The 12,480-nt window shown below is 50.6% G+C and carries 12 protein-coding genes; 5 read left to right on the top strand and 7 right to left on the bottom strand.

All coding sequences use genetic code 11. The features are described from left to right. A complete protein-coding gene (gene ugpC, locus EDF88_RS14225) occupies window positions 1-1,059 on the top strand; it encodes a sn-glycerol-3-phosphate ABC transporter ATP-binding protein UgpC (RefSeq protein WP_134185299.1) in 1,059 nt (352 codons plus the stop codon). Window positions 1,060-1,142: 83 nt separating this feature from the next. On the opposite strand, the gene EDF88_RS14220 is transcribed toward ugpC, so the two are convergent. Continuing rightward, on the bottom strand, window positions 1,143-2,363 hold the full coding sequence (locus EDF88_RS14220) for an MFS transporter (protein ID WP_064512406.1): 1,221 nt from the start codon (window positions 2,361-2,363) through the stop codon (window positions 1,143-1,145). Window positions 2,364-2,562: 199 nt separating this feature from the next. On the opposite strand from EDF88_RS14220, the gene ybjG reads away from it, so the two are divergent. Both ybjG and deoR read left to right on the top strand, forming a co-directional pair. Beyond that, window positions 2,563-3,171, top strand: coding sequence for an undecaprenyl-diphosphate phosphatase (gene ybjG, locus EDF88_RS14215; RefSeq protein ID WP_134185297.1), 609 nt, complete (start codon window positions 2,563-2,565; stop codon window positions 3,169-3,171). Window positions 3,172-3,242: 71 nt separating this feature from the next. Next, entirely contained in the window at window positions 3,243-4,007 is a 765-nt protein-coding gene (gene deoR / locus EDF88_RS14210; RefSeq protein ID WP_134185295.1) for a DNA-binding transcriptional repressor DeoR, read from the top strand. 135 nt (window positions 4,008-4,142) lie between these two features. On the opposite strand, the gene dacC is transcribed toward deoR, so the two are convergent. After that, a complete protein-coding gene (gene dacC / locus EDF88_RS14205) occupies window positions 4,143-5,345 on the bottom strand; it encodes a serine-type D-Ala-D-Ala carboxypeptidase (RefSeq protein ID WP_134185293.1) in 1,203 nt (400 codons plus the stop codon). 249 nt (window positions 5,346-5,594) lie between these two features. On the opposite strand from dacC, the gene EDF88_RS14200 reads away from it, so the two are divergent. Further along, complete coding sequence (locus EDF88_RS14200; RefSeq protein WP_134185291.1) at window positions 5,595-6,221, top strand: glutathione S-transferase family protein; 627 nt, start codon at window positions 5,595-5,597, stop codon at window positions 6,219-6,221. Between the two features lie 4 nt (window positions 6,222-6,225). Here the strand turns inward: EDF88_RS14200 and EDF88_RS14195 are convergent, their stop codons facing one another. The 4 genes from EDF88_RS14195 to EDF88_RS14180 all read right to left on the bottom strand — a co-directional run bounded on the left by EDF88_RS14195 (window position 6,226) and on the right by EDF88_RS14180 (window position 9,490). After that, a complete protein-coding gene (locus EDF88_RS14195; RefSeq protein WP_134185289.1) occupies window positions 6,226-7,344 on the bottom strand; it encodes a PQQ-dependent sugar dehydrogenase in 1,119 nt (372 codons plus the stop codon). 102 nt (window positions 7,345-7,446) lie between these two features. After that, on the bottom strand, window positions 7,447-7,830 hold the full coding sequence (locus EDF88_RS14190; RefSeq protein ID WP_134185287.1) for a biofilm formation regulator BssR: 384 nt from the start codon (window positions 7,828-7,830) through the stop codon (window positions 7,447-7,449). Between the two features lie 142 nt (window positions 7,831-7,972). Beyond that, window positions 7,973-9,181 (bottom strand): serine hydrolase domain-containing protein, encoded by a 1,209-nt coding sequence (locus EDF88_RS14185; protein WP_134185285.1) that lies wholly within the window; start codon window positions 9,179-9,181, stop codon window positions 7,973-7,975. A 3-nt stretch (window positions 9,182-9,184) separates the two neighbouring features. Further along, entirely contained in the window at window positions 9,185-9,490 is a 306-nt protein-coding gene (locus EDF88_RS14180) for a hypothetical protein (protein ID WP_064559627.1), read from the bottom strand. A 209-nt stretch (window positions 9,491-9,699) separates the two neighbouring features. Here EDF88_RS14180 and rimO point away from each other — a divergent pair, with 209 nt between their 5' ends. Continuing rightward, window positions 9,700-11,013 (top strand): 30S ribosomal protein S12 methylthiotransferase RimO, encoded by a 1,314-nt coding sequence (gene rimO, locus EDF88_RS14175; protein WP_134185283.1) that lies wholly within the window; start codon window positions 9,700-9,702, stop codon window positions 11,011-11,013. A 77-nt stretch (window positions 11,014-11,090) separates the two neighbouring features. Here the strand turns inward: rimO and EDF88_RS14170 are convergent, their stop codons facing one another. After that, the gene (locus EDF88_RS14170) at window positions 11,091-12,470 is read right to left on the bottom strand and encodes an MFS transporter (protein WP_243839620.1); all 1,380 of its coding nucleotides are present in this window, start codon (window positions 12,468-12,470) and stop codon (window positions 11,091-11,093) included. Window positions 12,471-12,480 lie beyond the last annotated feature (10 nt).

Raw genomic sequence — 12,480 nt, 5'->3', positions numbered from 1 at the left:
ATGGCAACGATTACGTTAAGCAATATTCATAAACGTTATGAAGATAACGTGATAATCAACGGGCTGGAATTAACTATTCGCGAAGGCGAGTTTGTCGCACTGGTTGGCCCTTCTGGATGCGGGAAATCCACTCTGCTGCGCATGATTGCTGGGCTTGAAAGCACTACCGACGGTGAGATAGCGCTCGATGGTGAAATCGTTAACGATATTTCTCCGCAAGAGCGAAATATCGCGATGGTGTTCCAGAACTATGCGTTATATCCGCATATGACCGTGGCAGAGAACATGGGGTTTTCGCTCAAGATGCAGGGCGTAGCAAAACTGCTGATTGATGAACGCGTCGCTCAGTTGGCACAAACTCTGGGTTTATCCTCGTTGCTCAAGCGAAAACCTGGCCAGCTTTCTGGCGGTCAGCGTCAGCGTGTGGCCATGGGCCGGGCTATTTTGCGCAACCCACGCGTGTTCCTTTTTGACGAACCGTTGTCAAACCTTGACGCCAAGCTGCGGGTCGAGATGCGAACGGAAATTAAAGCGCTGCACCAGCGCCTGAACGCCACCATGGTTTATGTGACTCATGATCAAGTCGAAGCGATGACGATGGCCGACAGGATTGTGGTACTCAAAGACGGGGTCATCGAGCAAGTCGGGACGCCACTTGAGCTGTACGATCGCCCACGCAATGCATTTGTCGCCGGGTTTATTGGCTCCCCTTCCATGAATTTACTAAGCGGCATAGTCGACCGTGAATCGGTGGTCACCGATGATGGTTTGCGTCTGCCGTTAGCCAACGTGCCTGCTGGCGTACAGGGACAACGAGTCTTGTATGGCGTGCGGCCAGAGCATTTCTCTCAGGTTTCACAAGGAGGCGTGGTGGCAGAAGTGAATGTCGTAGAACCCACAGGTGCGGAAACACAGATTGCCCTTAATATCGGCAATCAAAAGGCGATTGCCGTCTTCAGAGACAGGATACAAACAAAACCGGGGAGTGAAATGCGCTTACTGCCAAACGTTCAGCTAACGCATCTGTTTGATGAGCACAGCGGCACACGGATTAATTAGTGCTGACGTTCAGGGGAACAGTACAGAACCATTCCCCTGAACGTGACGAATCCTCAATGGCCCTTAACCTCAAGCCCGGAAAATTACACATCCGTTCTGTTGCCGACCGTCTTATCTTTTAAGAACACAAACATCAAACCTAACCAAATCACGCCGCCCAGCAAATTCAACAGGCTGAACAAACCGTTACCGCCGAACAGATAGGCATGTTTGCTTACTTCGATACCCACGGTGAAGATAAACATCTGTAACATCCCCATCGCCGCCGAAACGGTGCCTTTGCTCATATCACTGGCAAACAATGTCAGACGCACCAGTCCTGCGTTGGCAAGGCCAATACCAAATGCGTAGATACTCAATCCAGCCGTCATCCACAAATAAGCATGTGTTGACGCCACGGTCGCCACTGCGGCGACGACCAGCCCTGGTACAATCCACCAGCCGCCCATGATTATCAGCGAACGTACGCTACGACGAGAAGTTAACCGCGCCAGCACCAGGTTGCCGATAATCAATGCGCCAAAAATTGGCACCTGCAACAAGCCGTACTCATAGGTCGAAAGCTTTTCACCGCTAATAATGATGATCGGCGATTGCGCAATCCACGCCAGAAGCGGCAGGCTAACAAAACCGATGGCCAGCGCTCCCGCCACAAAGCGCCCATTCTTGAGCACCAGCTTGTAGTCGTGGCCCAAATCTCGCAGTGAGAGCTTTTCGCCCAAACGCGTCGCGGTTTCCGGCATTGCGCGATGCAGACCGAAGAATGAGAATGCCGCCAGTGCCGCGAACAACACAAACATCGTTTCCCATGGCGCGTAGTGAATCCATGCAGCCCCAACCAACGGGCCGAGCAGCGGCGCAATCAGCGCAACGTTCGCCATCAACGCGGTGATTTTGATACACACCGCCTCTTCGAAAGATTCCTGAATTGCCGCGTAACCCACCGCGCCAATAAAGCACAGGCTAACGCCCTGCAAGAAACGAAGGATGGTGAACTGCTCAATGTTTTGTGCCAGAAGTGTTGCGAGGCAAGTGACGATAAACCACACCACGCCAGTCAACATCACCGGACGGCGACCAATACGGTCAGACAGCGGCCCTAACAGCCACTGCAGGAACATGCCTCCAGCCAGATACGCGGTCATGGAGGTCGGTACCCATTCGATTCCCGCGTTGTATTGTTCGACAACCGCCAGCATGCCTGGCTGGATCATGTCGTTGCCGATATACGTAGAAAATTCATAGAGCACCAGACACAGCGGGAATAGCAGTGCCTGGCGACCCAGTCGCTTATTATTTTGCATGAGAAACTCAAGAGAGAAGAAAACGCGCGAATTGTAATAAATTGGCATCGCGGTAGATAGTGAATTGTTATTTAAGCAGAGCAATCGTTCAGTTGTTTAAGGTTTTCTTAAGAAGCTCAAAGTAGGCTGTCGTCCTATGGTCACGATGCATGGTGTACGGCATCATCTTCAACCGGCTGATAAAGGAACCAAAATAGATATGATCGAACAACTCAATCAGACACTTTTTTTGCTGATTAATGCCACACCTGACTCACCTGAGTGGCTGATTAAGCTCGCCATTTTTATCGCGAAAGATTTAATTAATATTGTGCCGTTGTTGATTGCCATTCTCTGGCTATGGGGGCAACGCCGCCATATGAGCGCCCAACGTGCGGTGGTGATTAAGACTGCACTGGCGATTCTCATCAGCGTTTCGCTGTCGTGGATTATTGGCCATAGCTTCCCGCATGACCGCCCGTTCGTGACAGGATTTGGCTTTAACTTCCTGCACCATGCGCCGGATGACTCATACCCAAGTGACCATGGCACGGTGATTTTCACCTTCGCGCTGGCGTTTTTGTTCTGGCACCGTGTGTGGTCGGGCGTGGTGTTATTTGTGATTGGTTGTGCGATTGCCTGGTCGCGTGTTTATCTCGGCGTGCACTGGCCGTTGGATATGCTCGGTGGTTTGCTGGTGGGCCTGTGTTCTTGTTTACTGGCTCAAATGGCATGGAACTGGTTCGGGGTGCAACTTCACGCCCGCCTGCATCAGGCTTATCGATTCTGTTTTGCCCTGCCTATCCGCAAAGGCTGGGTGCGTGACTAACTGTTTTTGCAAAGGTAAGATGCGTTAATCGAAACCCGGCGATGCCGGGTTTTTCATATTCAGAGGGCATCATGGAAACCCGGCGCGACGAACGCATCAACCGCCTCATTCAGGCGCTTAAACGCAGCGACAAAATTCATCTTAAAGAGGCTTCGGCGCTACTCGGTGTCTCTGAAATGACCATTCGCCGCGACCTCAACAGTGAATCCGGTCCCGTGGTGTTATTGGGCGGCTATGTGGTTCTCGAACCACGTAGCGTCACCGCCAACCATTATTTGTTAAGCGATCAGAAAACCCGCCGCATTGACGAAAAGCGCCATGCTGCGCGCCTTGCAGCAGCAATGGTTCGCCCACATCAGACGGTATTTTTTGACTGCGGTACCACCACCCCATACATCATTGAAGCGCTGGACGATGAGCTGCAATTTACCGGGGTGTGTTACTCGTTAAACACCTTCCTGGCGCTACAAGATAAACCAGGCTGCCGGGTGATTTTGAGCGGAGGTGAGTTTCATTCCAGCAATGCGATTTTCAAGCCGATTAACTTCCAGGAGTGCCTGAACAATTTTTGCCCGGATATCGCCTTCTTCTCGGCGGCAGGCATTCACACCCGTCACGGGGCAACCTGTTTTAATCTCGATGAACTGCCAGTAAAAAATTGGGCATTAGCGATGGCGCAACAGCGTGTGCTGGTCGTGGACAGCAGTAAATTTGGCAAAGTGCGCTCAGCCTGTATGGGACCACTTGCTGCTTTTGATTTGATTATCAGTAACGAAGAGCCTGATGCGGCGTTTGTTGAATTTGCCGCGTCGGAGAATATTCATCTCGAGTGGTAATAAATAAGCTATACCCAAAATAGTTTGAGATTGCAGGTAGGCGGCAAGGACGTGAATCCCCAGGAGCTTACATAAGTAAGTGACTGGGGTGAATGGCCGTAGCCAACACCCCTGCAACTCAAAATATGAAGGGTATTAGAACCAGCTGCCGAACCAAGAATGAAACTTCATCAACACAAAATCCCACATCCGACTAAAGAAACCACCCTCTTCGACTGCTTCCATCACCATCAGAGGGCGCTGCTCAATTGATTTACCATTAAGCTGGAAATCGATGGTGCCAACCACCTGGCCTTTCTTAAGCGGCGCGGTAAGCTGCGGTTGGGTCAGCGAGAAACTCGCTTTCAGATTCTTCAACTGGCCACGTGGAATAGTGACAGAGCCACCTTCCCCGGCCCCCAAATTCACTTCGCTTTTATCCCCAAACCACACGCGTTGAGTCACAAAAGTGGCATCCGGTTTAATCGGTGTAACGGTTTCAAAGAAGCGGAAACCCCACGTCAGCAACTTTTCACTTTCATTGAAACGAACTCGATCGGTTTTGGTGCCTAACACCACGGAAATCAAACGCATATCGCCAGACGTTGCCGATGCGACCAGGTTATAGCCTGCGCCTTCTGTGGTGCCGGTTTTCATCCCGTCAACGTTAAGATTGGAGCTCCACAGCAAGCGGTTACGGTTCGGCTGCTTGATGTTGTTAAAGGTGAACTCTTTCTCTTTATGGATGGCGTACTCTTCCGGCACGTCATGAATCAAAGCCCTGCCCAGCAGCGCCATATCACGTGCGGTACTGAATTGCCCAGGTGCGTCGAGGCCGTGAACGGTCTTAAAGGTAGTGTTGGTCAGATTCAGTTTTTGCGCATAGTTGTTCATCAAACTGACGAAAGAATCCTGACTACCTGCCACATAATCGGCAATTGCAATGCTGGCATCGTTGCCTGACTGGATGATTACGCCTTTGTTCAGGTCTTCAACCGAGACTTTGTCGCCTGGTTTCAGGAACATTAGCGAGGAACCACGCAGAGCCGGGTTGCCGGTGGCCCAGGCATCTTTGCCAATGGTGACCATATCGGTAAGCTTGATCTTATCAGCCTTGATAGCCTGCCCAACCACATAACTGGTCATCAGTTTAGTCAGACTCGCCGGATCCAGTTGTAGATCGGCATTGCCTTCGGCCAGAACTTTGCCGCTGGCATAATCCATTAAGATCCAGGCTTTAGCATCAACTTGCGGTGCATCAGCAGTCTGTTCTGCACTAACCGCAGGCGCGGCTATCAACAGCAGGGTTGTACCTGCCAGTAATGCTCGAAGCGAAGCAGGGATTTGCAAAGTTTTCATAACACCACCCAGTATCCATTCTATAAAAGTGACGACGCGCGCCGTGACTTAATGTTTCAAGTTGCCAGTAAGCTATCGCGGGAAACATCTTAATGAAACATAACGTTGGTAAAGTTTTTTAAGTTTATTCGATAACTGCGCGACTTGCCGCCACGTTGATGAGTTTTTTACCTGACGTTTAACTCACGTGCTGTTTTCTTCACCAGCGCACGGCATACTGAGGAGGAAACCAACGAATGAGGAAACAAAATGATCACTGTTTGGGGCCGAGACAATTCGACTAATGTGAAGAAAGTGCTGTGGTGCCTGGAAGAGTTAGGCGTGGAGTATCACTCAATTCCTGCTGGCGGGAAATTTGGTAAAACGCATGATGCTGAATATCTGGCGATGAATCCTAATGCGTTGGTGCCCTGCATTCATGATGATGCAACCAATCTGACGTTGTGGGAATCCAATACCATCGTGCGTTATTTGGCTGCGCAATATGGTAAAGAGTCGTTGTGGGTTGCTGAACCCGCCGCCCGAGCACACGGTGAAAAGTGGATGGACTGGGCAGGAACCGCCCTCGCAGGCCCACATCGCGGCGTGTTTTTCAGCCTGGTACGAACAGCGCCTGAATTACGCGATGAAAAATTGATAGCCGATAGCATCGCGCAGTGCAACACGCTGTTTGCCATGGTTGATGCCGAACTGGCGAAGCAGCCGTGGTTAGGTGGTGATGAGTTCGGTACCGGCGATATTGCGCTTGGCCCGAGCATTTACAACCTTCTTAATCTCGACATCCAATGGAATGACTTTCCCAATCTGCAACGTTGGTATCAGCAATTGACCCAGCGCCCGGCATTCAAGAAAGTCGTGATGATTCCGCTAAGTTAATACCTTAGGCTGATGGGCTAATTTTTAGTAATTGCCCGTCAGATTCGTCGGTCAGGACATAAAGATAGCCGTCCGGGCCGACGCGTACATCACGAATACGCGCCCCGTGGTCGTCCAGCAACCGCTTCTGATCCGTGACCTTATCGCCCGCAAGCGTCAGCTCAATCAAGTTTTTCTCTTTTAGCGCCCCAATAAATAGCTTCCCTTTCCACTGCGGGAATTTGTCGCCGTTGTAAAACGCCATGCCGCTCACCGCCGGGGAAACCTTCCAGTAATAAACAGGCTGTTCAGTGCCTGCCACAATTTCGCCTTTCGCTTCAGGGATCGGCAAACCACTGTAATTAATGCCCCAGGTTGCCAGCGGCCAACCGTAGTTTTTACCGGGTTGAGATACATTGATTTCATCGCCCCCACGTGGGCCATGCTCATTAAGCCACAGCTCGCCATTGGCGGGGTTAAACGCCAGCCCTTGTGGGTTACGGTGCCCGTAAGACCAAATTTCGCTACGAGCACCCTGCTTACCTGCAAATGGATTGTCCTGCGGCACCTCTCCGTCTTGCGTCAGGCGCACCACTTTACCTTGCAGCTTATCCAGATCCTGTGCGGTAGAGCGCTGGTTATTTTCACCGAGCGCGATAAACAGATAGCCTTTGCCATCAAATGCCATGCGCCCGCCAAAATGGTTGCCGGTTGAGAGTTTTGGCGCCTGGCGGAAGACCACTTTGAAATTCTCCAGCCGCTGCATATTGCTGCTCAACGTGCCATAACCCACGGCAGTACCCGCTTTGTCTTCACTGTTGCCTTCGGCAAAACTCAGCCAGATGCGGCGACTTTTTTCAAAGTCCGGTGCCAGAACCACATCCAGTAACCCGCCCTGTCCATGCGCCCAGACTTTCGGCACACCAACAATCGGGTCACTCATCCCTTCACCCGGCTGCCAACGGCGCAATTGCCCATCACGCAGCGTGATAAGCATCCCTTTGTTGTCAGGCAAAAAAGCTAAAGACCATGGGTGGTCGAGCTTGCTTTGTAACACCTCAACTTTGATATCCGCAGCCCAGCTGAAGCTTGCTGAAAATAATAATGTTGCGGCGATGAATGAACGTAATGGCGACCGTGGCATAACCTTCTCCTTATCGGTATACCCGATAAGGTTAGTCTTCCAGGATTGGTAGGATGGCAATTTTACAAAAACTTAAATTGGGGGAGTCTCCTCCCCCATATATCACGACTCTACGGCCAGTTGGTGGCCCATAATATCTTTCAGGCTGTCGGAAAGTTCGGACAGGCAGCTTTCCAGTTTTTCGGCATCAACGGCGATATATTGTGGGCAATCGTGGCGCCCGGTCATCAGGCAAACTCCGGCAGAACACACCGCACTCATTCCCTGGTTAATACTTTCCATTTCTTGCGCTGCAAGGTGGAATTTGAGGCGTAAAGCCTTCTCACGATACTCAGTAGACAAATCAAACAGGTTATCGCGCAGATGCTCAGTTTCCATCACAGACATATAGCCTTTAGCTTTTCTCAAAGAGAGATAAGCAGCGATGTCTATTTTGGCGATAATCATCTTTTTCAAGAGATCTCGTTTGAGTGGCTCCCCATTCATGCATTTACCCTCCATGTGGTTTGAATTGATAACACACACTTATAGTATGGATAAATTTTAAGCTAACCTGTCTTTTTTGCCGTGTTTTTTGATCCCTGGCAACAACCTTTACAATGGCTAACAATTGCAGTTAAACAAGGGATTACGCAGCGGCATTGACGCTACAAGTCGAAGCCTGACGCTGCTCCTCAAGCATTTGTCGTAACACACTGTGCCCAAGGTTATTTTGCCAGGTGAAGCTGTTTTGCAGCACCACAACGGCAAAATGATTCACGCGATCAATACCTATATAGCTTGAGTAACCGCCAATATATCCCACCTGATAAGTGATGGATTGCTCGCCATAGGTATCCGTCACCCAGGCAATATTGGCGGCTTCTTTATCCCGTGGATAATAGACCTGCATCGTATCGTGAATCGCTTTATCCAACGTTCCATCGCCAGTGCTGGCAAGGTGTGCTGCGGCAAAAGTCAGTAAATCGGCAGTGTCGGTATACAAACCACCCGCGCCAAGCATATTGCCGGTGAATTGCCAGTCAGGCACCACTTGCCCGCGAGGGATAAATTTCGGCTGGCTTCCCGCATGGCCAATAGCTCGTAGCGGATAGCTTTTCAGTTTTTGCGGGGTAAAACTGCTGTTATGCATCCCGAGAGGATCAAAGATCAGCGATTGCACCAGTTGATCAGCCCGCTGGCCGGTCTGGTAGCGCAGAACGTAATCGAGCACCGCATAACCCAGGTTTGAGTAACGCGGTTCGGCATTGCCCGGTTTGCTGAAGTCAGCCAGGTCTGCGACAACATCGTCACTATCAAGATGAGAATAGAAATTCTCACCGTTGCCAAGATAACGAATAAAGGCTGTCAACATTGGCAAATCCATGTTTTGCCGTGGCAAACCAGAGGTATGCGTCACCAGTTGCAGCAGCGTGATTTTTTTCGCATCACGGCTTAATGACAGCGATGGCGGCAGCAAATTTTCGAGCGTATCTGACCAGTGCAAGCGCCCCTGCGCCACTAAAACCCCGGTCGCCTCAGCAGTCATGCCTTTACTCAACGACCCCACGGCAAACAAGGTATGTTCATTGACCGGCTTATTGTGCTCGGCATCGGTGACACCAAAATGCCAATAACGGCGCTGGTTGCGGGCGTCAATCACCCCCACCACCATGCCGGGTGATTGCTCCTCAACCATGGCAGGCAACCACTGGTTGATATCACGAGTTGCGGGCTCCCCGCACGCTCGCTGGGCTTTTTGCGGCACTTCAGCCTCAGGAGCAACATTCGACAGCGTTCCACATCCCGCCAGCATAAAACCGAGCAGCAGCGTACTCAGGCGACGGGGCGAATTCATCAATTAGTTTGCCGCCACACAAGGTTTAGCATCAAGGCCGACAAGCATGGTACGGTTTTCACCGACTTTTTTCAGGCCGAAGTTACTGCTGTGGTAGCGATAAAATGCCTGTCCGCCGCTCATACTTTGATAGGAGTAACGATCGCCGTTATACCAGGCGTAGTCGCCATCGATAGCGAGTTTTTCACCGCCACAAACAAATTTTTGCGCCGTCGCAGGCGGTGTGTTGAGAGGGGTTGGGATCACATTACAGGCCGAAAGCAATGCAACCGCAGTCAGCATACCGGTAAGGGCTAAAATCTTGCGCATTAAGTATTATCTCTATTAGTGGGGATGATGTTTAAGGCGAGCGGGAAGATAATAGAACCAGCGCCCCAGGTAAGCAAAAACTAAGGCACTTCAATGATTCTGAAATTTCATCTTGTGCGCTGGAAAAAACAACCAGTAGAGCCACACCCAAAACCCGTGTAGAATCGCCCGGTTTTTCTTTTATTGATTACTTTGTGAGCGTGACCTGTATGCAACAACCCCGTATTGGCTTTGTCTCCCTCGGCTGCCCAAAAAACCTCGTCGATTCTGAACGAATTCTGACTGAGCTGCGCACCGAAGGTTACGATGTAGTGCCTAGCTATGATGATGCCGATATGGTTATCGTTAACACCTGTGGCTTTATCGACAGTGCCGTACAAGAGTCGCTCGAAGCGATCGGTGAAGCGCTGAACGAAAATGGCAAAGTGATTGTGACCGGCTGTTTAGGGGCCAAAGAAGATCAAATCCGCCAAGTACACCCTAAAGTTCTGGAAATCACCGGCCCACATAGCTATGAGCAAGTTTTGCAGCACGTTCACCACTATGTGCCAAAACCAAAACATAACCCGTTCTTGAGCCTGGTGCCGGAACAAGGCGTGAAGCTGACCCCGCGTCACTACGCTTACCTGAAAATTTCCGAAGGCTGTAACCACCGTTGCACCTTCTGCATCATCCCTTCAATGCGTGGCGATCTGGACAGCCGTCCGATTGGCGATGTGTTGTCTGAAGCGAAACGTCTGGTTGATGCGGGCGTGAAAGAGCTGCTGGTGATTTCGCAAGATACCTCGGCCTACGGCGTAGATGTTAAGCACCGCACCGGTTTCTACAACGGTGAGCCGGTGAAAACCAGCATGGTTAGCCTGTGTGAACAACTGGCAAAACTCGGCGTCTGGACGCGTCTGCACTACGTTTACCCATATCCACACGTTGACGATGTGATTCCATTAATGGCGGAAGGTAAAATCCTGCCGTATCTGGATATCCCTCTGCAGCACGCCAGCCCACGTATTCTGAAGTTGATGAAGCGCCCAGGCAGCGTTGATCGCCAGTTGCAGCGCATTAAGCAATGGCGCGAGATCTGCCCGGATCTGACTCTGCGTTCTACCTTCATCGTTGGCTTCCCAGGCGAAACCGAAGAAGATTTCCAGATGCTGCTCGACTTCCTGAAAGAAGCTCGTCTGGATCGCGTCGGTTGCTTCAAGTTCAGCCCGGTTGAAGGTGCTACCGCCAACGAACTGGCCGATCCTGTGCCAGAAGAAGTTAAAGAAGAGCGCTGGAACCGTTTCATGCAGCTCCAACAGCAGATCTCTGCTGAACGTCTGCAAGAAAAAGTGGGTCGCGAAATTCTGGTTATCGTTGATGAAGTTGACGAAGAAGGCGCGATTGGCCGCAGTATGGCTGATGCTCCAGAAATCGACGGCGCGGTTTATCTCAATGGCGAAACCAAACTGAAACCAGGTGATGTGGTGCGCGTGAAGGTTGAAAACGCGGACGAATATGACCTGTGGGGAACGGTGGTTTAACGCCTTCACCCTAACCCTCTCCCACGGGAGAGGGGATAGTCCGCCCTTTACTACGCCACAGCAAATATCTCTTTGCTTTAGCGACCTAACTCTTGCTCCATTTGCGCGACTGTTTTGTTATCAATCCTGAAAAACCATACCGTTGCTGCCAGCAACAAATGCAATACTCCGGGAATGACAGTGGAAAGCATTGTGATCCCCGCCAAAGACAATGGTGTCTGGTTTTCCATACCGGAACGGTAAGCCACAAGGGTCAATGAAACACTGACGATAACCCCGGCGACAGCCCAGGCCAGCTTGACAAAAAACAGGTTAAACGCAAAGTTCATGCCCGATGAACGGCGGCCTGATTTCCATTCGCCATAGGTATCGGCAAAGGTCACCAGGGTGAAGTGCATCGGTAAAATAAAGCCCATCACCACACAACAGACGAACACTAAAACCAGCCACGCCGTGGTCGCGGTACTGGGAACAAACCATACTGCAAAATGAGCAAGGGCCAGAAGGATATTCACCCAGAAATAGAGGGTTTTAATCTCAATACTACGGGTTAAATATTGCACCAGAATTGAGCCTGCAATTCCTCCCAGCGTCGCCATACCAAAGAACAGTGACGTATAAGTCGCGTCGCCATGCAGCACATACGTAATGAAGTACATGGCAGCACCGCCTTTGGTGTTAAAGATGCTAATGATCAATAACGACATCACAAAGGTCAGTAAAAGCTGATCATTACGACGAATACTTTTCAGGCTCTCACGCAGATTAAAAGTGTGATTATTACGGGCGACAACGCGCTCTTTCACACCATAAAAACACAGTAGAAACATCGCGATGGCCAGACATGCCAGAACACCGACACCATACTGATATCCCCGAACCGCGTTTCCCTTGCCAAAATAATCCACCATAATCGGTAAACCAACCGAGACAGCAAAACCCGCCACGCCGCACAGCGCAAAACGCCAGGACTGGCATGAAACAAGCTCCAGCGGATTAGTGGTGATTTTGGTAATCAGGGCGCAATAAGGCACGTTGTTAAGGGAATAAAGTACCGAGAGCGCAAAGTAGGTCACCACCGCATAAAGCACCTTCCAGTGATAAGCTAAATCCGGAACGCTAAAGGTCAGAAATGCAATCAGTCCTAATGGAACGGCAGTCCAGAGTATAAATGGTCGGAACTGGCCCATTTTGGTCGAAGTACGATCGGCAATAACACCGATCATCGGATCAGAAATTGCGTCAATCACACGTAATATCAGGAATAGTGTTCCCACCACCGCCGGTGTTAACCCAAAAATATCGGTATAGAAGAACGTTAAAAAATTCGAAATAAGGCCGGTAACAATCGTGCCACCCGCATCGCCAAGGCCGTAGCCTATTTTTTCACTTACCGAGAGTTTTGCCAGCCCAACAGAGTTGCTGGTCATACCCAAATCTTCAGATATCCCACTCATTATGCTCTCC

The organism is Buttiauxella sp. BIGb0552, assembly GCF_004366275.1.
GTDB lineage: Bacteria > Pseudomonadota > Gammaproteobacteria > Enterobacterales > Enterobacteriaceae > Buttiauxella > Buttiauxella gaviniae.
The sequence above is the reverse complement of the archived record's forward strand: the minus strand, read 5'-3'. Positions and strand labels throughout refer to the sequence as shown.